Source organism: Xanthobacter aminoxidans, assembly GCF_043193615.1.
GTDB classification, from domain to species: domain Bacteria; phylum Pseudomonadota; class Alphaproteobacteria; order Rhizobiales; family Xanthobacteraceae; genus Xanthobacter; species Xanthobacter aminoxidans.
The window spans coordinates 160,285-182,319 of the sequence record NZ_JBAFUS010000005.1; the positions used below are offsets into that span (position 1 = coordinate 160,285).

Genomic DNA, 22,035 nt, shown 5'->3' on the forward strand with positions numbered 1-22,035 from the left:
CTGCCCCGCGGCCGGGCGGCCGGGAGCGCGTGTTCAGTGCGACGCGGCGGCCGCCCCGGCCGGCGGCGCGGCAGCGGCCCCGGAGCCCGCCACCGCCTGGGCGGGACGGATCTTCACCGTGGCCATGATGTACTTCAGATATTCCTTCACCAGCAGCTTCAGCGTTCCGGTATCGGTCCACCAGTTTTCCGGCTCGGTGCGGCTGGTGACGACGGGATAGGCCACCAGCTCCACGTCGGGAAGGGCGCGCGACAATTCCATCATGGCGCGGGGCATGTGCCAGGAGGATGTCACCACCACCAGCGAGCGGAACCGCCGCTCCCGCGTCCACTCCGCGGCTTCCAGCGCATTGCCGCGCGTGTTCAGCGCCTTGTGGCCGAGATCGATGCAGCAGTCCATCAGCCGCTCGCCGTCCGGCAGGGCGCGCCGCATCTCGTCGGACGAGGTGGCGGGATTGACGCCGGTGATGAGCAGGCGCTGGCCGAGCCCCTCATTGAGCAGGGAGACGGCATCGATGATGCGCGACGGCCCGCCGGTGAGCACGACGATGGCATCGGCCGGCTTCACGCCCGCGGGCTCGCGGCCGGCGATCTGGGTGGTGAAGGCAACGAAGCCGACACCGGCGACGACGGCCCCGAGCGTTCCGAGCGTCACAGCGGCAACGGCGAGGCGGCGCAACAGGCTGCGACGCGGTGCCGGCGATGGCCGCGTGTTCGTGGTCGCCCCGCTTCTGGCCGTGCCGGTATCGGACTGCCCGGGACCGATTTGCGCCCTCATCCTGCGCTCGGTGCTCGACATGGTCATGGAGCCGACGATGGCGCCGGAATGCGGCAGAGGCGAGGTGACGCACCCCCGGCCACCGCCGCCCCCACCGCCGCGGCGCGAATCATGTGATCGTCCTCAACGTGCGGTAAACGGTGACGCGGGAGGTGAGCGCCGTCGCCAGCGCCACGATCGCCACCGACACCGCGATGCCGAAGAAGCCGAGATAGCCGGGATTGAGCCAGCCGAGCACGGTCGGCAATTCCGGATCGCCGCCGAGGCCGAGGCGCGGGAGCGCGGCCAGCGCCCCGAACACCGCAGCAGCCGAGAGCCCGCCGATCAACCCGCCCTCGGCGCCGATCTTGAGGAAGTGACGCTGGAACTGGGCGGCGATGAAGCCGTCCCGCGCGCCGACGAAGTGCAGCACCTCCACCACCGAGCGGTTGGTGGCCACCGCCGCGCGGGTGGCGAACACCACCGAGAGCACGGTGGCGAGCCCCACCAGCACCAGCAGGACCACCGCCACCAGCATCACCCCGTCCGTCACCGCCACCAAGCGGCGCGACCAGCCGCGATGATCGTCCAGCGTGGCGGTGGGGATGCGGTCGGTGAGCGTGCGCTTGAGCTTGGCGAGATCGGGCGGGCTCGCCCCGTCGAGGCGCACCACGATCACCCGCGGCACCGGCAGGTCGCCGAGATCCAGCCCCGAGCCGAGCCACGGCTCCAGCAGCCGGGAGGTCTCCTCCGGCGTGAGGATGTGCACGTCGGCGATGCCGGGCGTCTTGCGGGCGATGTCGGCGGCGGCCTGCACCTGGGCGTCGGTGGCCTGCTTCTCGCCGGCGCGAATCTGGATGGTGACTTCCTGCGTCACGTCGGACCGCCACTGGCTGGCGGTCGCCCGCACCGCCACCGCCGTGCCGATGGTGAGGCCGGCAAGGAAGGTCATGATGGCCACCACCGCCACCAGTGCCCGCCCGGCGATAGTGGAGGACGGCACGATGGAAGCCAGCGCCCGCGCCTTGGCGCGCGGCGCCTCGCCCTCGGCCGACGGCTTCTTGGGCTGCGGGTTCTGGGGCTGGGTGGCGGCGTCAGTCGTAGACATAGAGGCGGCCGTCGGCGATCACGAGGCGGCGGGCGTCGTACTGGTCCATGAGCGCGATGTCATGGGTGGCCAGCAGCACCGACGTGCCGGACTTGTTGAGTTCGATGAACAGGCGGAGCAGGCGGCGGGCGAGGGTGGGGTCCACATTGCCCGTGGGCTCGTCCGCCAGCAGGAATTCCGGCCGCCCGATGAGGGCGCGGGCGATGGCCGCGCGCTGCTTCTCGCCGCCCGACAGCACCGGCGGCAGAACATGCATCCGGTCGCCGAGGCCGACCCAGCTCAGAAGCTCCGTCACCTCGCCGCGATAGCTCGCCTCCTCCTTGCCGAGCACGCGCAGCGGCAAAGAGACGTTCTCGTAGGTGGTGAGGTGGTCCAGCAGGCGGAAATCCTGGAAGACGATGCCGATGCGCCGGCGCAGCACCGCCACCTCGTCGGGATCGAGGGAAGAGACATCCCGCCCGAACAAGGTGATGAGCCCGCGCGTCGGCTTCAGCTGGAGGAAGAGGAGGCGCATGAGCGTCGTCTTGCCGGCCCCCGACGGGCCGGTCAGGAACTGGAACGAATTGGGCTCGATGCCGAAGGACACATCCTTCAGCACCTCCGGGCCCATGCCGTACCTGAGGCCGACGTTCTCGAACCGGACCACGCCCCAACCCTTCGCTCGAATCGCGCCACGGCGCCTCGCCCCACCATAAACGAAGCGGAAGGCGTCGCCACGGGGGCGCGGAAGGCCCGCCCCGTGCGAGTGCCGAGGGGTGGGGAAGGGCTGTCCCGCATTGCGCCCGCCGGGTCCGGCGGCTATCTCGGAAGAGCGCCCGCGGCCCCGACGGCCACGCTCGCGCTCTGGCGAAGAGGGACCATGAACCTGCCGAACGTCAGCGTCCTTTATGACGAGAACCGCATCGCCGCGCGCAACCACGCCCTGGCGGTGGAGATCGCCGCGCATGCGCCCGAGCGGCTGCTCGCCGTGGCGGTGCTGAAGGGCTCCTTCATCTTCGCCGCCGACCTCCTGCGCGCCATGCACACGTCCGGCCTCGCGCCGGAGGTGGAGTTCATGCACCTCTCCTCCTATCGCGAGGCGACCATCTCCTCCGGCCAGGTGGAGATCCTGAAGGACGTGGAGAGCGACGTGCGCGACCGCGACGTGCTGCTCATCGACGACATCCTGGAATCCGGCCGCACCCTCGCCTTCGCCAAGGACCTGCTCATGGCGCGCGGCGCGCGGCGGGTGCTGGTGTGCGTGCTTCTGGAGAAGCCGGGCAAGAGGGCGGTGCAGATCGAGGCCGATTTCGTCGGCTTCACCTGCCCGGACGTGTTCGTGGTCGGCTACGGCATGGACGTCGCCCACGCCTTCCGTCAGCTGCCCTTCATCGGGCATGTGGAGGGGCTGGAGTAGCCCTCAGCCCCCTCCCCTTCAGCACCCCATAAGTCTCAGCCGCCCTTGGCCTTCAGCCGGGACTGGATCTGCTGGCCGATGTCGAAGGCCCGCTGCTCCAGCAGCACCGGCGTCTCGCAGACATAGATGAGGGACTTGGCCCGCTCGTCGAAGATGCGGGTGTCCCAGTTGAGCTGCTCGTCGAGCTTGCGACTTTCGGCGGTCTCGGGCGCGGTGATGGAGGTCTGCGCCTTGCTCAGCTCGTCGGCCTCCTCGCGGATGCGGTCGGCGAGGCGCTGCTGGCCGTGGGCGTAGCGCACGATGCCGTGGATGATCTTGCTGCGCTGGTCGTTGATGATCTCGTAGACCCCGGCCATCACCCGGAGCAGGCCCTTGTCCGCCTCGGCGCCGGCCTCCTTCACGAAGCCATCCAGCAACGGGCCGAACTCCTTGGCCGGCGTGCGGCGGGAGGCAAGCTTCACCGCGAGGGAAGCGGCATCCTGATCGTCGGTCCATTTGCCGGCGGAGGCCGGGTCCGGGCCGCTCCACACCTGCGCGAGGTCGATCTCCGGCGTCCTGCGCTGCGGGCAGGGCCAGTCGGGATCGCTCTTCGGCTGGGCGGCCAGCGGCCCCGCGCTCAGGACAGCGGCGACCCAAAGGAGCGATACTTGGGCCGAGGCGGCGGCAAGCGAACGGATCACGCGGCTTCTCCTTTTGGCCCGCCCCGCCGCCCCATGATGCCGCGGCCCGGATCGTAGGCGACGACGGCGAGGGCGAAGAAGACGATGGTGGTGCCGAGCACGACGGCGAAGGCCTGCGGCTCGAACGCGCCGTAGAGCGCGTTGCGCACCAGTTCCACGGCATGGGTGAAGGGGTTGAGAAGGCAGACGATGTACAGCGTCTCGCTGGCATCGCGGATGCGCCACAGCGGGTAGAGCGCCGAGGAGGCGAAGAACATCGGGAAGATCACGAAGTTCATCACGCTGGCGAAATTCTCCAGCTGCCGGATCAGCGAGGAGATGACGAGCCCGATGGCCCCCAGCATCAGCCCGGTGAGGATGAAGGCGGGCAGCGCGGTGAGATAGCCCATGGGCGGGATGTCCACCTCCCACAGCCGGGCGATGGCGAGGAAGACATAGACCTGCGCCAGCGACACGCTGACCCCCGCCACCAGCTTGGAGAACAGCAGATACCAGCGCGGGAACGGGCTCGTCAGCAGCACCCGCATGGAGCCCACCTCCCGGTCGTAGACCATGGAGAGGGAGGACTGCATGCCGTTGAACAGCTGGATCATCACCGCGAGACCCGGCGTCACATAGACCTCGTAGAGCACGTAGGTCTCGTAGGGCGGGATGATCGAGACGCCGAGGGTCGAGCGGAAGCCGGCGGCGAAGATGAAGAGCCAAACCAGCGGCCTCACCAGCGCCGAGAGAAACCGCTCCTTCTGCTGCACGAAGCGCAGCAGCTCACGGCCGACAATGCCGGACATGCACACCAGATAGCCGGCGGGGCCAAGGTGGCGCGCGGGCGCGGCGGGGGTCTTGCCGACGCTGGCCTCGCGAAGATTCCCCTCGCTCATGCCGCGTCCTCCGCCCGCGCCGCCGTCATGGCCCGAAACGCGGCCTCCAAAGCCGCCGTGGGGCCATCGGGCGCGCGCTCTTCCGCCGGCCGCAGATGCGCGCCAGTCACCTCGCGCGCGGTGCCGTGGGCGATGATGCGGCCCTTGTCGAGCACATAGATGAGATCGTCGGCCCGCACCTCGTCGAAGATGTGGGTGGCCCACAGCACCGCGAGCCCCTCTTCCGCCACGAGGCGCCGCACGATCTCGACGATGGCGGAGCGCGACGGCAGATCGAGCCCCACCGTCGCCTCGTCCAGCAGCAGCAGGCGGGGGCGGTGGATGAGCGCGCGGGCGATCTCCACCCGCCGCGACTGGCCGCCCGAGAGGGTGCGCACCTTGTCGTCGATGCGGTCGGCGAGGCCCACCAGCGCCAGCAGCTCGGCGATGCGGGCCTTCACCTCGCGTCCCGCCATGCCGTGCAGGGCGCCGTGATAGGCAAGGTTCTGCCGCACCGACAGATCGAGATCGAGCGTGCGGCTCTGGAACACCACGCCCAGCTCCGCCAGCGCGGCGGAGGGCGCGCGGGAGAGGTCGTGGCCGAAGATGCGCACCCGCCCCTCGCGCGTCGCATAGAGCCGCGTCGCCAGCGAGAACAACGTGGTCTTGCCCGCGCCGTTCGGCCCCAGCAGCGCGACGAAGCAGCCGGCCGGCACGGTGAGCGAGACACCATCCAGCGCGCGGCGCGCGCCGAAGGCGTGGCTCACCGCCTCGATCGCGAGCGCCGGAACGCGCGCCGGACCTTGCGCAGCATCACTCATTGCGGCGAGACCACCACGCCCCACGGCGCGCCGCCGACCTTGATGGACTTCACCACCTTGAGGTCCTGCACGTCGATCACCGAGACGTCGTTGGAATTGCCGTTGGTGGTGAAGAGCAGCTTCTCGTCCGGCGTGAAGGCGAGCTGCCAGACCCGCTGGCCGACGAGGAGATACTTCTGCACCTCGAAGGTCTCGGCATTCACCACCGCCACCCGGTTCGCCGGGCCCAGCGCGACGAAGGCGGTCTTGCCGTCCTTGGTCAGGCGCACGCCCACGGGCTGGATCGCCTCCTTGGACACGCCGGGGATCTGGAACGTGACCTTGTGGATGATCTTGCGCGTCTCGGGATCGATGACGGACACCGTGCCGCCGACCTCGGCGGAGACCCACAGGCGCTTGCCGTCCTTGGAGAATTCGGCGAAGCGCGGGCGCGCATCCACCAGCACGTTGGCGAAGATCTTGTTGGTCTTGGTGTCGATGAAGTGGGCCATGCTGGTGGTTTCGGAGGTGGCCACCAGCGTCGCCCCGTCCGGGCTCACCGCCATGCCTTCCGGCTCGGTGCCCACCGGCACCTGCGCCACCACCTTGTTCTGCTCCACGTCGAGGACCGTGACCTGGTTGTCGTCCTCGTTGGCGATGTAGAGCGGATTGCCCGAGGGGTGCAGCGCGAACAGTTCCGGGTCGGGGCCGGACTTCAGCTTGCGCATGACCTTGAGCGTGGCGGGATCGATGGCCAGCACCGCATGGTCGTCGCTGGCGCACAGGAACAGCACCTTGCCGTCCGGGCTCATGGTGATGCCACGCGGCCGGCGGCCGATCTTCACCGTCTGCTTGGCTTCCAGCGTGGTCGAATCGATGACGGTGATGGAATTGCCGCGCTCGTTGGAAACGTAGACCGTATAGGCCGAAGCCGCATCCGCCGCCGTCAGCGCGGCGGCTCCGGCGAGAAGGGCAACGAGCCGGCGCAGGGCGGTCGGGGTCATCGGGTTTCCTCCAGAATTCGGGCGTGTGTGGCGCGATTCGCGTCGCGCGCTTTGTCCCGGCATTTCAGTTCAGCCGGCATTTGGATTCGCGCTCGTCCACGCCGAGGGTATCGAGCGGGGTGCGCTGGTGCAGAAAGCCGTCCTCCGGCGCCACCGAGACGATGCCGAGGGGCTGGGCGATGAGGAGGGGCTGGCGCACCTGCTGGTCCCACGGCCGCACGCTCACCGGCACGCCCTTGAAGGCGGCGAGGCTGAAGTCGGGCGAGCGCATGAACTTCGCCAGCGCCACCGGGTCCGCCGTCTTGGCGCGGGTCGCGGCCTCGCCGACCATGCGCACGGCGAGCCACGCCTGATAGTCGGTCGCGCGCATGGGGCGGCCCGTGGCGCGCAGGAAGCGGTTCTGCAATTGGGCCGAGCCCCATGCATCCTGCGCCGGATGCCAGGTGCCCGCGGTCAGGCCCTGCGTACCCACCACAAGGCGGGGCTCGAAGGTGCGGAAGGGGATGTAATTGCCGAAATCGTTGGCCTCGTCCGCCACCACCAGCACGTCCGCATCCACGCCCCGACTGAACACCAGCGCGTCGGAGCGGGTGATGCTGTCCGAGCGGTCGCGCACCAGCGGACCGAAGGTCCACGGCTTGTCGGCGACGATCTTGAGCCCGAACTTCTTCGCCGATTTGCGCAGCGCGTCGGCATAGAGCTGATCCGCCAGGTTCGGCCCGACGATGAGGAACAGCTTGGTCCAGCGCTTCATGGCGAGGAACTGCATCAGCGCGTCCGCCAGCATCGCCCGGCTGGGCGCGACGTGGAAGACGTCCGCCCGGCACTGTTCGGCGCGCAGCGCATCGTCGGTGGCGCCGATGTTGAACAGGGTCACGCCCTTGCCCTTCACCGCATCGTCCACCTTGAGAAGGTCCGCCGCCGGCAAATTGACGACCAGAAGCTTGATACCGCCATCCGCCAGCTTGCGCGCCGCCTCGCCCGCATCCTCGTCCTCGGCCAGCGTGACCGGCTCCAGCACATAGCTCTGGCCGGTGAACTGGCCGGTCGTGTTGTTGTCCTTGATGGCGAGTTCGGCACCGGCCACCGCATCATCCGCCGGCACGGCGAGAAGATCGTAGAGCGGCGGTGGGGGGACCTCGCGGGTGAGAAGGCCGAGCCGCAGCTCCACGGGAGCGGGCGTTTGGACGGCTTCGGCAGACGGGGGCGCACCACCTGCAGGTTGCTGCGCCAGCGCCGTCCCGACACCGCCCGTGGCGCCCAGCAGCATGGCGCAGGCAGCGGTGAGAAGCAGGCGGGGCCAGCCAGGACCCGGCCAGTCGAGGCGCCAAGAAAGGCTCATGGGAAGGCTCATGGGCAATCGGGGCTCAGTCGATCCGGGTCGTCGGGAGGGGAAGATGTAGCCATCATCAGCCAAAAACGGCAACCGAATAGACATAAGAAAACAATAAGATGATCTCTCCTTGCCAGCGGCGGGCCGGCTGTGACACGCTCCCGACTGCCAAAGGTTCCCGATGATGTCCGGCGCTCGTTTCGTCTTTGCCCTTCTTTTCGCAGGCGCAACATTTTTCAGCGTGACAGGCCGCAGCTTTGCCGCGCCCGTCCCTATGGCCATCTTCGGCTTCGAGTTATTTGACGATACGGCAGACCAGCGCAACAGCATCCGTGCGGAACAGGATGCGCGGCTCAAGCTCATCAATGCCGAACTCTTGCGCCTGCTCGTGGAAACCGGGCAGGTGACACCCGTCGATCTCAAGCCCTTCGCCGCGCGCATCGAGGAGGCCTCCCCCTTCTTCAAGTGCAATGCCTGCGAGAACGAGATCGCCGCCGATGCCGGAGCGCGGTTCGAGGCGGTGGGCGTGGTGCGCAAGGTGTCCAATCTCATCCTGTCCATCGAGCTGCAGGTGCGCGAAATCGACCTGAAGGGCGTCGAAGGCAGCGCGAAGGTGGTGCGCGCGGGACAGGTCGATATTCGTGGCAACACCGACGATTCCTGGATGCGCGGCGTGCGCTATTTGATGAAGAACCGCATTTTCGCCCCGGGCCTGCCCGAGCTTTCCCAATGACGCGGCCGTCCGGCCCGTTCACCATCGACCAAACACTGTTGGAGGAACGTTTCCATGAGGCAGATGATTGCCGCCGCGGCGGCGCTTGCGGTCGCGATGATCCCGCTCGCCGCTGACGCGCACGGCCCCACCCGCAAGAAGGTGACGGAGAGCGTCGAGATCAACGCGCCGGCCGACAAGGTCTGGGCCGTGATCTCCAATTTCCAGGACATGAGCTGGCATCCCGCCGTCGACAAGCAGGAAGGCAAGGGCGGCAACGCCGTGGATGCCACGCGCCTGCTCACCCTCAAGGGCGGCGGCACCCTCGACGAGGTGCTGGTGAAGTACGAGCCGGAGCAGAAGACCTATTCCTACCGCATCAACGCGGTGGACGTGAAAGTGCTGCCGGTGACGAACTATTCCTCCACCATCGCGGTCATTCCCGTCGATGCCACCCACACCAAGGTGGAGTGGCGCGGCGCCTTCTATCGCGGCTATCCCAACAACGACCCGCCGCCGGAACTGAGCGACGAGGCCGCCGTCGCCGCCGTGACCGCGGTCTATCGCGGCGGGCTCGACGCCCTGAAGGCCAAGGTCGAAAAGGGCTCCTGATGGCCCTTGTGCGGCGCGCGGCGGCTCCGGCGATCCTCGCCGCGGCGGCCGCGCTCCTCGTCGCGCCCCGGCCTTCGGTCGCGGCGGAGGCCTTCATCACCAACCAGCCCGGCAATGAGGTGGCGGTGGTGGCGCTCGATGGCGCCGCCGCCCCGCCGAAACTCGTCGGGCGCATCCCTGTGCCCGGCGAGCCGGCCGGCATCGCCGTGTCGCGGGACGGACGCCGCGCCTTCGTCACCAGCCCCGAGGGCAAGGCCCTGTCGGTGATCGACACGGCGACCCGCATGGTCGAGAAGCGCATCCATGTGGACGGCGGTCCGCTGGGCGTGGCGGTCGCGCCCTCCGGCAAGCCGGTCTATGTGGCGGACTGGTATGCGGCGCGGCTCCTGGTGGTCGATCCCGACACGCCCGACGCGCAGCGCATCGCCCACACCGGCGCCTCCCCCTCCGGCGTGGCGGTGACGCCCGACGGCGCCCTCGTGCTCAGCGCCGATCGCGACGACGATCAGGTCTCCATCATCGATGCCGCGACGCTGGAGCGTCTCGCCGTGGTCAAGGTCGGCACGCGCCCCTTCGGCATCACGTTGTCCGAGGATGGGCGCACCGCCTACACCGCCAATGTGGGCTCGAACGATGTGAGCGTCATCGATGTCGCCGCGCGCAAGGTGGTCGGCACGGTAAAGGTGGGCAACAGGCCCTATGCGGTGGCGCTGGCCGGCAATCTCGCCTTCGTCACCAACCAGTATGCGGGGACGGTGAGCGTGTTCGACACCACGACCCTTGCGCCCCGCGCCACCATTTCCGTGGGCGAATATCCCGAAGGCATCGCCGCCTCGGACGACGGGCGCGCGGTCTATGTGGTGAACTGGTTCGACAATTCCATGAGCGTGATCGACACGCAGACGCTGAAGGTGGTCTCAACCCTCGAGGTGGGCGACGGCCCCCGCGCCTTCGGCGTCTTCCTGCGCCGGACGCCCTGACGGCACCGCTCGGCTCTGTCCCTCAAACGAAGCCGACCGGCGGGGGGCCCGTCGCAAAATCCCTGAAAACGAAAACGACCGGCGGGGAACCCGTCGCAAAATCCCCGAGACGAAAACGACCGGCGGGGAACCCGCCGCAAAATCCCCGAGACGAAAACGACCGGCGGGAAACCCGCCGGTCGTCGTTCTTTTGGCCTCTATCGCAGAAAGATGGCGGCCAACCGCTGGAGCAGACCCTTCGGCATTGGCGGAGGGTTTCCGCTCTGTCCAGGGTGGTTTCCGCTCTAGGCCGCGAAGGGGTGCTTGGCTTCGTTGCGCTTGTCGGTCGCTTCCTTGGCGGTGGGGGTACCGGCCACGGCGCGAGCGATCGAGAGCTTGGTCGCCTCGTAGTTGAACTGCTGGATCTTGGCGTCGTCGGCCGCTTCCCAGTGGATGAACACACCCACGCAGATGAAGAGGTCGTCGGCTTCCTCGACCGGGATCACGCCTTCGGCCACGGAGTCCTGCACCGCCTTGGCGACGCCGTACTGCGCGGGGCCGAACATCTGCACGGCCTGCCGGGCGTCCTTGATGGTCACCTTGTTGAACATCACGGTGTTGGGCTTGCAGGGCAGGTTCGGCGCGAGCACCGCGAGGAGGGACGTGAAGCCATCCTTGTTGTTCGTCAGGCTGGTGACGAACGCCGTCTCGGCCGCGCTGCCGCGCGGGCCGATGATGAGGTCGATGTGGGCGACCTCGTTGCCGTCACCGACGAGCGCCTCACCAACCAGAACCTTGCTGATCTTAGCCACCTTCTGTCCTCCCTCGTAGATCGACTAGGGATGACCGCCCCCGAAGACAGTTCCGGACGGCGGTCCTATGCCGCCTACCCTTGTTGTCAGCGCTCGGCGCGGAATGCCGAACCGGTTCACCAGATAGCGCGCGGAGCCTAGCCGCGCCGAGGCTCGCCTGCAAGCCGCCGCGACAGCGAATCCATGCCGCGGCGCAGCGTGAAAAATTGGCCGGCAAAACGCCTGGTAGCGACCTTGCGAACGGCCTTGCGAGCGGCTCGCAGGACCGGGCCACGACCTGCCCCTGCGGCGGCAGCGCCGGCCAGGTGCCGGGATCGATGGGCAGAACGTGACGGGAAGTATTGCGGTTGTTCAATACCAATCTTCCCGAGATACCTTGCCGAACATTCCTGTTGGCACTCAGCTTGCTTCTTAATTTTTGCACAGATTGCCCGTGAGAAGGCAGCCTGCCGGTCAGTACAGCTTGAATGGCTAGCGAAGGTTTGTCGCAGAGGGACGGAAGCAGGGGAGTGGCACACGCAGCGCCGATCTCGGGAACCCTGGTCATGTTCATTGTTCTATACGCCTGCCTCATCAGCGCTCCGGCCACCTGCCGGGAGGAGAAGCTCAGCTTCTCCATGGAAGCGAGCGCGCCCATGACCTGCATGATGTCCTCCCAGCAGGCCATCGCGCAGTGGAGCGAGAGTCATCCCCAGTGGCAGATCGGCCGCTGGAAGTGCGTGGCCGCCGACCGCCTCATGCGCGACATCTGAACCGCGCGGCGGACAGCACCACACTGCCGCAACGGCAAGCTCGCCCTTGAACGGGGCGCGGTGCCTTCCCATCCTCTAGTCCAAGGTCCGCGTCCTGTGCGCGGCACCGGGAGGGATGGATGAATCACCTGAAGACGGCGATCCTGCTCGCCGGCATGACCGCCTTGTTCATGGCCGTGGGCTTCGCCCTCGGCGGACGCGGCGGGATGATGATCGCATTCGTGGTGGCGGCAGGCATGAACCTGTTCAGCTACTGGAATGCGGACAAGATGGTCCTGCGCATGTACGGCGCGCGGGAGGTGGATGATCGTACCGCGCCCGAGTTCGTGGGCATGGTGCGGGAGCTGGCGCGGCGGGCGGACCTGCCCATGCCGCGGGTGTTCATCATGGACAACCCCCAGCCCAACGCCTTCGCCACCGGTCGCAATCCACAGAACGCCGCGGTCGCCGCCACCACCGGCCTGTTGCAGACGCTGACGCCGGAAGAGGTGGCGGGCGTGATGGCGCACGAGCTGGCGCACATCAAGCACTACGATACCCTCACCATGACCATCACCGCGACCATCGCCGGCGCCATCTCCATGCTGGCGAACTTCGGCCTGCTGTTCGGTGGGGGCAATCGGGAGAACAACAATCCCTTCGGCTTCATCGGCACCATATTGATGGTGGTCCTGGCCCCGATGGCCGCCATGCTGGTGCAGATGGCCATCTCCCGCTCACGCGAATACGAGGCCGACCGGGGCGGTGCGGAGATACTGGGGCGGCCCATGGCGCTCGCCTCGGCGCTGGCGAAGATCTCCGGCGAGGCCCATCAGGTGCCGAACTATGAGGCAGAAGCGAACCCCGCGACTGCCCACATGTTCATCATCAATCCCCTGTCCGGGGCGCGGATGGACAATCTCTTCTCCACCCACCCGGCGGTGGAGAACCGCATCGCGGCCCTGCGCGATCTGTCGCAGCGGATGGGCGGCGGAGGTTTCACGGCACCTGCTTCGGCCCCGGCGCAGCCGCGCCGCGGGCCGTGGGGGTGATGCCGAAGGTGATCGGTCGGGGCCTCAGCCCCGGCCCGGCCGCACCGGCGGCACGCTCTGCGCTTCCCGGGTGCGCACGAAGGTCCAGATGACGCGCGGCGTGCGCGCGACCTCGCCCGTGAGCACCAGTTGCGAGGTGCGGCGCGGCCCGCCGGTCGCGGCGAGGTCCACGCTCTCCTCCACCACCAGCGGCAGATGGGGCGCGGCGAAGGCCCAGGCCTCGCCGTTGGGCAGGCTGAGCAAGGCGGTGTGCGGATCGTCCAGCCGTTCCACCGTCACCGAGGGGTGCAGGTGGAAGCGGATGGCGAAGGTCTCCGCCGGCAGCGCCCCGCCTTCCTCCACCGGCCGGAAGATGTCCTCGCCGTCGAGCCGGTTGCCCTCCAGCGCCAGCCGCCACGAGCGTTGGTGCAGCAGGTTGAACGCCTCGGCATAGCCGTCATGGCTGGCGCGCAGCAGCAGTGCGTTGTTCCGCGTGCCGCGCTGCACCTCCACATGCTTCGGCCCGGCGACGATGGGCGCGCCGAAGATGCGGGTCATGGAACCGCCCTGCAGGAAGCGGCAGGACGAGGTGTCGGCGATCACGGCGGTGGAATGCGCCGCCGTGGAGCGGGCCACCTGCCGCCACATCTCCCGGTGCACCTCCGGCACGCCGCAATTGATGACGATGCGCTGGCGGGCGGAGGAGAATTCGAAGGCGAGGCAGCTCGCGTGCGCCTCCCAGCTTGCCACGGTGGGCGGCGGCGGGCCGGTGTCGGCGATCAGCATCAGCGAGCGGGCATCGAGCCGCTGGTAGCCGGAATAGGGCGCATTCGCCACCGGCGCGCCGCGCGCGTCGTCGAAGGCGAGGATGGTGGCGAGCTGGTCCGCCGCCGTGTGGCCCATGCCGTGGAAATGCGCGAAGGCGCCGTCGCCATGCCGGAAGAAGCGCAGCATGGGCATCATCCGGTCCACCGCATTCATCAGCGCGGCCGGGGCCTGCTGGTTGCGGGCGGTGAAGGCCTGGCGCAGCGGCAGAAGGTCCAGCAGCAGCTCGATGAGCATGCCGGGATTGCGGGTCAGCGGGCCGCCGTCCGGCAGGATCTGCCGGTCCAGCTCTTCCGCAAGGCGCTTCTGCGCGGCCTTCAGCAGGCGCGGCTGATCGGACATGCACAGCCCGGCGAACACCAGCGCGACGATGGCGATGAGGCGGGGATAGCCGTCCGGCGCATCGCTCGCCATGCGGCGCAGCTGGCGCACCTGCTTCGCCAGCGAGCGCATGAAGCGGCGGTAGAAATCGTGGTCGGCGTCCTGCAGCAGGAAGGTCGCCTGGGTGAGCCAGGAGATGATGCGCCGGGCCGCCACGTCCGGGCGCGCCGCCACCGCCTTGGCCTTGCCGGGATCGCGGATGAAATCGCCGACAAGGGCGCGGGCATTGGCCCGGGCGATGGTGGTGTTGGCGGCCTTCAGGTGCCGCAGCCAGCCGAAGCCGTGCAGCGCCTCGGCCCATTCCACCGAGGGCGGCACCAGCTCGAACGCGGTGCGGCCGTCGAGCGCCATCACCTTGCCGGCGAAGGCGAAGCGGCCGGAATAAATTTCGCTGGCGACGGTGGCGTCGCCGGTCCTCAGATCCTGCGGGGCGATGAGAAGGCGCTCCGGCACCGGCACCGGCACGTAGCCGAGCGGCACGGCGCGGCCGCCGATGCGCGCGAGCACCGTCTGCGACCAAAGCTCCAGCAGGAGGGTCGCCAGTTGCGTGCGCTCTCGCAGCCCGCCTCGGCTCACGGCGCCTCCCGGCGTGTGGGCGTGGCCCTTCCCGGCCAGCGTGCCGACCAGATTTCTGGCCACGGCCTGCAGCGGGCCCGCCGATCCATTCCAGATACCCATGCGCCTGTCTTCACCAGCCTCTAGCCCTTGCGGGAGGCTAGGCGCGGGGATCAGGCCGTTGGGCTTGCCCTGCGCCGCAGCCGGGCGGCGTAAAAGCCGTCGAGTCCCGACCGCTCCGCCTCCCCCCGCATCCAGTGACTTGGAAGAGTGCGCACATCCCCTTGAGGAGTTATGAACAAATCAAGGCCTTCCACCTCTCCGGCACCAAGCGGCGCCCGTTCCACGTCGGTGCGGGCGGCCAGAAGCCGCTCCACCTGCGCCTCACCCTCCTCCGGCTCCAGCGAGCAGGTGGAATAGACGACGAGGCCGCCGGGCTTCACGAGGTCGACGGCGTGGTCGAGCAGCCGCGCCTGCAAGGTGGCGAGGGTCGGGATGTCCGCCGGCCGCTTGGACACCGCGATGTCCGGATGCCGGCGCAGGGTGCCGGTGGCCGAGCAGGGCGCGTCGAGCAGCACCGCGTCGAACGGACCGCCGGCGAAGGTGACGGCGTCGCCCTCCACCACGGTGGCAGCGAGGCCGAGCCGTGCCAGATTGTCCCTAAGGCGGGTGAGGCGTGCGCCGGAACGGTCCACCGCCGTCACCTGCGCCCCCGCGGCGACCAGCTGCGCCGTCTTGCCGCCGGGCGCGGCGCACAGGTCCGCCACCTTCAGCCCATCCACTTTGCCGAGCAGCCGGGCGGGCAGAGCGGCGGCGGCGTCCTGCACCCACCATTCGCCTTCCGTGAAACCGGGCAGCGCCCGCACCGGACCGGCCTGGAGGATGCGCACCGTGCCGGTGGGCAGTACCTCGCCCGAAAGTTTCTGTGCCCAGCCGGCCGGGTCGGCCTTCACGGTGATGTCGAGGGGCGGCTCCACCCGGTGCATGGCGGCCATGGCGCGCGCGGTTTCGGCGCCATAGGCCTTGGTCCAGCGCTGGCGCAGCCAGTCGGGCGTATCGGCGAAATCGGGATCGACCCCGGCCATCAGCGCCTCGCCCTCCCGCGCCAGACGGCGCAGCACGGCGTTGACGAGGCCGGCGAAACCCACGGTGGAGCGGTCGGCGCGGGCGAGGTCCACGCTGAGACCCACCGCCGCATGGCTCGGCACATCCATGAACAGGATCTGCGTCGCCCCGGCGAGCAGCACCGATTCCAGCCGCGGCGCCGACTTGGGAAAGCCGCGCTCCATCAGCTTGCCGAGCACGGCACGGAGCGTCCCGAGCCGCCGCAAAGCGGTGGCGACGATGCGATAGGCGAGCGCCCGGTCGCGCGGCTCCAGCGCCGGGCCGTCGAGCGCCTCTTCCAGCGCGGCGCCCTGCCGCAGCACGGCTTCCAGCGCGTCGACGGCGACGGCGCGGGCGGACAATCCGGGGGTGGCGGCAACGGGCTTTGGGCTGCCGCCGGGGCGGCGGGAGGAGGCGGGAGCGCTGCGGGGAGTCTTCATCGGGGAAGGTAGAGCACGAACCGGGGCCGGTCGCCAACGCCCCCAAAGGGCGGCCCCTCCGGCACCTTCCGCCGCTACCGTTGACGGAACGTCGCCCGCCGGCCGGCCCGCCGCGCAAACCTTGCCTCGCCAGCCCCGATCCCGTAAGACGCTTTGGTAACGCCCCGGACCAGAGCCGGGGCTTTCCTTTGTGCGCGCGGTCGAGGTCCGAACCACCCGCGCTGGGTTCAGGAGGCACCACCGCGTGGCCAATGTGGTCGTGGTCGGCTCTCAGTGGGGCGACGAAGGCAAGGGCAAGATCGTCGATTGGCTCTCCGAGCAGGCGGACGTCGTCGTCCGCTTCCAGGGAGGCCACAATGCCGGCCATACGCTGGTCGTCGGCGGCGTCACCTATAAACTGTCCCTCCTGCCGTCCGGCGTGGTGCGTCCCGGCAAGCTGTCGGTGATCGGCAACGGCGTCGTGCTCGACCCGCAGGCGCTGGTGGACGAGCTGGCGCGCCTTGCCGCACAGGGCATCGAAATCGGTCCCGACCGGCTCCGCATCGCCGAGACCGTGCCGCTGATCCTGCCGCTGCACCGCGAGCTGGACGCCCTGCGTGAAAGCGCCACGGCGGAAGGTGCCCGCATCGGCACCACCAAGCGCGGCATCGGGCCGGCCTATGAGGACAAGGTGGGCCGTCGCGCCATCCGCCTCGTGGACCTGACCGACCCGGCGACCCTGCCGGCCAAGGTCGACCGCCTGCTAACCCACCACAATCTCATCCGCCGCGGCCTCGGCATGGCGGAAGTGGACGGCGCGGCGCTGGTCGCCGAGCTGATGGCGCTCGCCCCCAAGGTCCTGCCCTTCATGGACCGGGTGTGGGAGCTCTTGGACAAGGCGCGCCGCGAGGGCCGCAAGATCCTGTTCGAGGGCGCGCAGGGCGCGCTGCTCGACATCGACCACGGCACCTATCCCTACGTCACCTCGTCCAACACGGTGGCGGGCTCGGCGGCGAGCGGCACCGGCATCGGGCCGGGCGCGCTGGATTACGTGCTGGGCATCACCAAGGCCTACACCACCCGCGTGGGCGAAGGCCCCTTCCCCACCGAGCTTCTCGACGAAGTGGGCAAGACGCTGGGCACCAAGGGCCACGAGTTCGGTGTCGTCACCGGCCGCGCCCGCCGCTGCGGCTGGTTCGATGCGGTGCTGGTGCGCCAGACGGTGCGCACCTGCGGCATCCACGGCATCGCCCTCACCAAGCTCGACGTGCTGGACGGCTTTAACGAGTTGAAAGTCTGCGTCGGCTACAAGGTTGACGGTAAGGAAATCGACTATCTGCCGGCGGAAAGCGGCGCGCAGGCCCGGGCCGAGCCCATCTACGAGACCATGGAAGGCTGGCAGGATTCCACCGCCGGCGCCCGCTCGTGGGCCGATCTGCCGGCGGAGGCCGTGAAATACGTGCGGCGCGTGGAAGAGCTGATCGGCTGCCCGGTGGCGGTGCTGTCGACCAGCCCGGAACGCGACGACACGATCCTTGTTCACAACCCGTTTCAGGCATAATGCCGATCTGACGGCTCCGATCTGACGGCACAAGGGGAACCTCACCGCTCCGATGGCTGACTACTATCCCCTCCTGGTCCGCGCGATCTCCAGTCTGCCCCAGAAGACCGGGGAGAGCCGGCGCGCCGTCTACGATCGTGCCCGCACCGCCCTGATGCGTCAGCTGCGCGGGGTGGACCCGCCGCTGCCGGAAGGCGAGATCACCCGCGAGCGGATGGGCCTCGAAGAGGCGATCCGCCGTGTGGAGGCGGAGTTCGCCCAGCAGGACAACACGCCCGAGCCCCAGCCCGAAGACGAGGTGTTCGAGGACGAGGCGGAAGAGGCCGCGCCCCCGCCGCCCCCCGCCCGGTTCGAGCCGCCGAAGAGCTCGGCTGCCCCGGCTGCTCCGGAAGAAGAACCCGAGCCCCCCGCGGACGAAGCCGAAAGCCGCGCGTCCGCCGAGCCCCCCGCCCGGCCCGACCGCCGCCTGCCGCCGCGCCAGCGCAGCGAGGACGAGACCGAGGGCGACCGCCGCCCGCCGCACCGGCGGGGCGAAGTGCGGAGCCGCGGCGCGGCCGCCAATGGTGGCCGGCGCGGTGCGTCGGAAGGCGGCGCCTCCTGGAAGAAATTCATCCTGATCGCGATTCTCGCGCTCGTGGTGCTGGGAGGAATCGCCTTCGCCGTGGTCAACCGCGATCGCCTCTTCGGCGGCAGCGAGGGCGAACAGCAGGCGGCGGCACCGGCCGCCTCCGGCACCAGCGCGTCCGATCAGGCGAAGTCGGCCGACCGGATGACCAAAACGTCCGGTGATGCCGCGCGCCGCGCCCCGGCCCAGCGCCCCGGCAACGCCTCGGGCAGCGCCCGTGCCGTGCTGATCGAGGAATCCACCGGCAGCGCCCAGCCGCAGACGTTCGAGGGCACCATCACCTGGCGCACGGAAACCGTGAACGCCGGGCCGGGCCTGCCGCCCGATATCGGCCTGCGCGGCGACCTCGTGATTCCCGAACGCAAGATCGCGATGAGTTTCGTGCTCCGGCGCAACACCGACCAGACGCTGCCGGCATCCCACACCATCGAGATCGGCTTCAAGCTGCCGGAAGACTTCCCCTTCGGCGGCGTCGCCAACGTGGACGCGGTGCGGGCGAAGCCGAACCAGCAGGCGCTGGGTACGCCGCTTGCCGGCCTCGCCGTGCGCGTCAACCCGACCCTGTTCCTGGTGGGCCTCTCGGAAAAGACCGCCGACCGCCAGCGCAACGTTGCCCTGCTGCAGGCCTATCCCTGGCTCGACGTGCTCCTGACCTACACCAACAACAAGAAGGCCGTGCTCGCCTTCGAGAAGGGTGTGGCCGGCGAGCAGGCATTCAACGACGCCTTCTCCGCCTGGGGCGAGCTGCTCCAGCGCCCGCAGGCGGCACCCGCATCATCCGACGGCGGCAGCAACTGACGGCAGGGCGGGAACGCCCTTCCGTTTCGGCCCTGGCCCTCGTCAGCCGTCGCGCCGCAGCCCCTTGAGCCGATAGAGCGCGTCCAGCGCCTCGCGCGGGCTCAGCGCATCCGGATCGAGATCATCGAGCGCGCCGAGCACCGCCTCGGCGGCGGGATCGGCCTGCGCCGCCTTCTCCGCCGGCTTGGGCCGCACGGCAAACAGCGGCAAATCGTCGATCAGCTTCTGCGCCGGTGACGCGCGCTCCGCCGCCTCCAGCTCCGCCAGCACGGCCTTGGCCCGGGCGATCACCGCCTCTGGCAGGCCGGCCAGCTTCGCCACCTGGATGCCGTAGGAGCGATCCGCCGCGCCCGGCACCACCTCGTGCAGGAAGATCACGTCGCCATGCCATTCCGTCACCTTCACAGTGGCGTTGGAGAGGCGCCGGCAGCGCTGGGAAAGTGCGGTCAATTCGTGGAAATGGGTGGCGAACAGCGCCCGGCAGCGGTTCACCTCGTGCAGGTGTTCAAGGCTCGCCCAAGCGATGGACATGCCGTCGAAAGTCGCCGTGCCGCGGCCGATCTCGTCGAGGATGACGAGGGAGCGGGGCGTCGCCTGATTGAGGATGGCCGCCGTCTCCACCATCTCCACCATGAAGGTGGAGCGCCCGCGCGCCAGATCGTCCGCCGCGCCGACGCGGGAGAACAGCCGGTCCACCACGCCGATGCGCGCCGACCGGGCCGGCACGAAGGCCCCCGCCTGCGCCAGCACGGCGATGAGCGCGTTCTGGCGGAGGAAGGTGGATTTACCGGCCATGTTCGGACCGGTGACGAGGACGATGCGGCCATCCTTGTCCCCCTCCGGCGGGGAGAGGTCGCAATCGTTGGGCACGAAGGGGCCGCCATCCCGGGCAAGCGCCTGCTCCACCACCGGGTGGCGCCCGCCGACGATGGCGAAGGCGACGCCCTCTTCCATGTGTGGGCGCACATGGGCTTCTGTGGCGGCGATCTCCGCGAGGCCCGCGGAGACATCCAGTTCGGCCAGCGCATCGGCGGCGGCGCGGATGGCGTCGGTCTCGGCCACCACGGCGGCGGACAGGCGCTCGAAGATGGCCTGCTCCAGCGCCAAAGCCCGCTCGCCGGCACTGGAGATGCGGCTTTCGAGATCGCCCAGCTCGACGGAGGAGAAGCGCATGGCCCCCGCCATGGTCTGGCGGTGGACGAAGACGACATCGTGCGGCGGCTCGCGCAGGCGGTCCGCATTCTGCTGCGTCACCTCCACATAATAGCCGAGCACCGCATTGTGCCGGATCTTGAGGGAGCGGACGCCCGTCTCCTCCACATAGCGCCGCTCCAGCGCGGCGACGACGCGGCGGCTCTCGTCGCGCAGGGCGCGGGTGGCGTCGAGTTCACCATCGCAGCCCTCGCGCACGAAGCCGCCGTCGCGGCGGTGGACGGGCAGGTTCTCGGCGAGGGCCGAAGCGAGGTCCAGCGCCACCGCATGGGGCGCGCGGGACAGGGCGCGGGCGGCGCGGGACAGATCGTCCGGCGCATCCGGGCCGATCAGGCCGGCGATGGCCAGTGCCCCGTCGAGGCCGTCGCGCACTGCCGCGAGATCGCGCGGGCCGCCCCGCTGCAAGGCGAGGCGGGTGACGGCGCGGGCCATGTCGGGGGCGCGGGCGAGCGCCTCCCTGAGCGCACGGCGCAAGGCGCCGTCCTCGACGAGATGCCCCACCGCGTCATGCCGGGCGCGGATGGCGGCAAGATCGGTCAAAGGCTCGGCGATGCGGCGGGCGAGGAGCCGCGCGCCGGCCGCCGTCACCGTGCGGTCCACGGCGGCGAGCAAGGAACCGCGCCGGTCGCCGGAGGTGGTGCGCACCAGCTCCAGATTGGCGCGGGTGCCGGCATCGATGGCCATGATGCCGCCCTCCGCCTCCCGCACCGGGCGGGTGAGGAGGGGCTTCGCCCCAAGCTGGGTGCGGTCCACATAGGCGACCACCGCCGCAGCCGCGATCAGCTCGGCGCGGGCGAAGGCACCGAAGGCATCGAGGGCGGCGACCCCGTAGAAGTCCGCGAGCCTCTTCTCCGCCCCCGCCCCGTCGAAGGACTGGCGGGGCAGCGGCGTCACCGCCGGCAGATCGCGCAGCATGGCGCGCAGCTCGGCATCGTCCATGAGCGCGTCGGAAACCAGCAGCTCCGCCGGGTCCACCCGCGCGAGATCGCCGGAAAGCGCGGCGCGCGTGGTGCCGGCCACCCGGAAGGCACCAGTGGACATGTCGGTGAAGGCGATCGCATAGGCGAAATCCTCCGCCCCCGAGCCGGCCCGCACCCGCGCCAGCGCGGCCAGCACGTTCTCGCGCCGGGCGTCGAGCAGGGAGTCCTCGGTGATGGTGCCGGGGGTGACGAGGCGGGTGACGTCGCGTCGCACCACCGACTTGCCGCCGCGCTTCTTCGCCTCGGCCGGGTCTTCCAGCTGCTCGCAAACGGCGACGCGAAAGCCGAGGGCGATGAGCTTGTGCAGATATTCCTCGGCCCGGTCGATGGGCACCCCGCACATGGGGATGTCCTCGCCGAGGTGCTTGCCGCGCTTGGTGAGGACGATGCCCAGCGCCTGCGAGGCCTGCTCCGCGTCGGCGAAGAACAGCTCGTAGAAGTCGCCCATGCGGTAGAACAGGAGACTATCCGGGTTCGCCGCCTTGATCTCCATGTACTGCGCCATCATGGGCGTCACGCGCGTGTCGTCGGCCTTCGCGGCCGGAGCCTTGGCAGGCGCGGACGCCTCCTCGGGAGGCGTCTCTTCGGCGGCGGTGCTGGAAGCGGTCTTGGTGGCGGTCGGGCGCATGGCCGCACGGTATCGGGCGGGGCCGCGCCTGTCAGCGCGCCGGAGCCGCGCATCGACAGGAAAAGCGGGGCCAGCGACGCCTTCCCCCCGCTCATGCCCCCCGCCGATACCGGCCATGCATGCACGACGGCCCGCGCGGCTGGCGATGTGCGGTCA

The 22,035-nt window shown here is 69.5% G+C and carries 20 protein-coding genes; 8 read left to right on the forward strand and 12 right to left on the reverse strand.

Annotated features, from left to right (window positions below):
- Window positions 1-33: 33 nt before the first annotated feature.
- The 3 genes from V5F74_RS21295 to ftsE all read right to left on the reverse strand — a co-directional run bounded on the left by V5F74_RS21295 (window position 34) and on the right by ftsE (window position 2,510).
- Window positions 34-777 (reverse strand): YdcF family protein, encoded by a 744-nt coding sequence (locus V5F74_RS21295; RefSeq protein ID WP_081837517.1) that lies wholly within the window; start codon window positions 775-777, stop codon window positions 34-36.
- A gap of 109 nt (window positions 778-886) precedes the next feature.
- Window positions 887-1,864, reverse strand: a complete 978-nt coding sequence (locus tag V5F74_RS21300; protein ID WP_394009924.1) for a cell division protein FtsX — start codon at window positions 1,862-1,864, stop codon at window positions 887-889.
- Complete coding sequence (ftsE, locus tag V5F74_RS21305; RefSeq protein WP_024276652.1) at window positions 1,851-2,510, reverse strand: cell division ATP-binding protein FtsE; 660 nt, start codon at window positions 2,508-2,510, stop codon at window positions 1,851-1,853. Before ftsE ends, V5F74_RS21300 begins: the two co-directional genes overlap by 14 nt.
- Window positions 2,511-2,723: 213 nt before the next feature.
- Here ftsE and hpt point away from each other — a divergent pair, with 213 nt between their 5' ends.
- Window positions 2,724-3,260, forward strand: a complete 537-nt coding sequence (hpt, locus tag V5F74_RS21310) for a hypoxanthine phosphoribosyltransferase (RefSeq protein ID WP_024276651.1) — start codon at window positions 2,724-2,726, stop codon at window positions 3,258-3,260.
- Between the two features lie 35 nt (window positions 3,261-3,295).
- On the opposite strand, the gene V5F74_RS21315 is transcribed toward hpt, so the two are convergent.
- The 5 genes from V5F74_RS21315 to V5F74_RS21335 all read right to left on the reverse strand — a co-directional run bounded on the left by V5F74_RS21315 (window position 3,296) and on the right by V5F74_RS21335 (window position 7,943).
- A complete protein-coding gene (locus V5F74_RS21315; RefSeq protein WP_029556223.1) occupies window positions 3,296-3,940 on the reverse strand; it encodes a hypothetical protein in 645 nt (214 codons plus the stop codon).
- Complete coding sequence (locus V5F74_RS21320; RefSeq protein WP_250165426.1) at window positions 3,937-4,818, reverse strand: ABC transporter permease; 882 nt, start codon at window positions 4,816-4,818, stop codon at window positions 3,937-3,939. The genes V5F74_RS21315 and V5F74_RS21320 overlap by 4 nt, the downstream gene beginning before the upstream one ends.
- Complete coding sequence (locus tag V5F74_RS21325; RefSeq protein ID WP_394009925.1) at window positions 4,815-5,618, reverse strand: ABC transporter ATP-binding protein; 804 nt, start codon at window positions 5,616-5,618, stop codon at window positions 4,815-4,817. Before V5F74_RS21325 ends, V5F74_RS21320 begins: the two co-directional genes overlap by 4 nt.
- The gene (locus tag V5F74_RS21330) at window positions 5,615-6,601 is read right to left on the reverse strand and encodes a YVTN family beta-propeller repeat protein (RefSeq protein WP_024276647.1); all 987 of its coding nucleotides are present in this window, start codon (window positions 6,599-6,601) and stop codon (window positions 5,615-5,617) included. Before V5F74_RS21330 ends, V5F74_RS21325 begins: the two co-directional genes overlap by 4 nt.
- Window positions 6,602-6,665: 64 nt before the next feature.
- Entirely contained in the window at window positions 6,666-7,943 is a 1,278-nt protein-coding gene (locus tag V5F74_RS21335; RefSeq protein ID WP_394009926.1) for an ABC transporter substrate-binding protein, read from the reverse strand.
- A 265-nt stretch (window positions 7,944-8,208) separates the two neighbouring features.
- On the opposite strand from V5F74_RS21335, the gene V5F74_RS21340 reads away from it, so the two are divergent.
- From V5F74_RS21340 to V5F74_RS21350, 3 genes are read left to right on the forward strand one after another with little or no spacing between them, the layout of a single operon-like run.
- Window positions 8,209-8,667, forward strand: coding sequence for a DUF3280 domain-containing protein (locus V5F74_RS21340; protein WP_394009927.1), 459 nt, complete (start codon window positions 8,209-8,211; stop codon window positions 8,665-8,667).
- Between the two features lie 54 nt (window positions 8,668-8,721).
- A complete protein-coding gene (locus tag V5F74_RS21345) occupies window positions 8,722-9,258 on the forward strand; it encodes an SRPBCC family protein (protein WP_024276644.1) in 537 nt (178 codons plus the stop codon).
- Window positions 9,258-10,238, forward strand: coding sequence for a YVTN family beta-propeller repeat protein (locus V5F74_RS21350; RefSeq protein WP_394009928.1), 981 nt, complete (start codon window positions 9,258-9,260; stop codon window positions 10,236-10,238). The genes V5F74_RS21345 and V5F74_RS21350 overlap by 1 nt, the downstream gene beginning before the upstream one ends.
- A 284-nt stretch (window positions 10,239-10,522) precedes the next feature.
- Here V5F74_RS21350 and fae read toward each other — a convergent pair whose 3' ends face one another.
- Window positions 10,523-11,029, reverse strand: a complete 507-nt coding sequence (gene fae, locus V5F74_RS21355) for a formaldehyde-activating enzyme (RefSeq protein WP_024276642.1) — start codon at window positions 11,027-11,029, stop codon at window positions 10,523-10,525.
- Window positions 11,030-11,574: 545 nt separating this feature from the next.
- Here fae and V5F74_RS21360 point away from each other — a divergent pair.
- Together V5F74_RS21360 and htpX are read left to right on the forward strand one after the other, a co-directional pair.
- The gene (locus V5F74_RS21360; RefSeq protein WP_024276641.1) at window positions 11,575-11,781 is read left to right on the forward strand and encodes a hypothetical protein; all 207 of its coding nucleotides are present in this window, start codon (window positions 11,575-11,577) and stop codon (window positions 11,779-11,781) included.
- 119 nt (window positions 11,782-11,900) lie between these two features.
- Window positions 11,901-12,812 carry a zinc metalloprotease HtpX gene (gene htpX, locus V5F74_RS21365; RefSeq protein ID WP_029556229.1) on the forward strand — a complete coding sequence of 304 codons (912 nt, stop codon included), beginning with the start codon at window positions 11,901-11,903 and terminating at the stop codon, window positions 12,810-12,812.
- A 24-nt stretch (window positions 12,813-12,836) separates the two neighbouring features.
- Here htpX and V5F74_RS21370 read toward each other — a convergent pair whose 3' ends face one another.
- Both V5F74_RS21370 and rsmB read right to left on the reverse strand, forming a co-directional pair.
- Window positions 12,837-14,675, reverse strand: coding sequence for a heparinase II/III family protein (locus V5F74_RS21370; RefSeq protein WP_081837518.1), 1,839 nt, complete (start codon window positions 14,673-14,675; stop codon window positions 12,837-12,839).
- Window positions 14,676-14,725: 50 nt separating this feature from the next.
- Complete coding sequence (gene rsmB, locus V5F74_RS21375) at window positions 14,726-16,096, reverse strand: 16S rRNA (cytosine(967)-C(5))-methyltransferase RsmB (RefSeq protein WP_394009929.1); 1,371 nt, start codon at window positions 16,094-16,096, stop codon at window positions 14,726-14,728.
- A gap of 244 nt (window positions 16,097-16,340) precedes the next feature.
- Between rsmB and V5F74_RS21380 the strand changes: the two genes are divergently transcribed.
- Together V5F74_RS21380 and V5F74_RS21385 are read left to right on the forward strand one after the other, a co-directional pair.
- Window positions 16,341-17,636, forward strand: a complete 1,296-nt coding sequence (locus V5F74_RS21380) for an adenylosuccinate synthase (protein ID WP_024276637.1) — start codon at window positions 16,341-16,343, stop codon at window positions 17,634-17,636.
- A gap of 52 nt (window positions 17,637-17,688) precedes the next feature.
- Window positions 17,689-19,059 carry a hypothetical protein gene (locus V5F74_RS21385; protein WP_394009930.1) on the forward strand — a complete coding sequence of 457 codons (1,371 nt, stop codon included), beginning with the start codon at window positions 17,689-17,691 and terminating at the stop codon, window positions 19,057-19,059.
- Window positions 19,060-19,101: 42 nt separating this feature from the next.
- Here V5F74_RS21385 and mutS read toward each other — a convergent pair whose 3' ends face one another.
- Window positions 19,102-21,879, reverse strand: coding sequence for a DNA mismatch repair protein MutS (gene mutS, locus V5F74_RS21390; RefSeq protein ID WP_394009931.1), 2,778 nt, complete (start codon window positions 21,877-21,879; stop codon window positions 19,102-19,104).
- Window positions 21,880-22,035 lie beyond the last annotated feature (156 nt).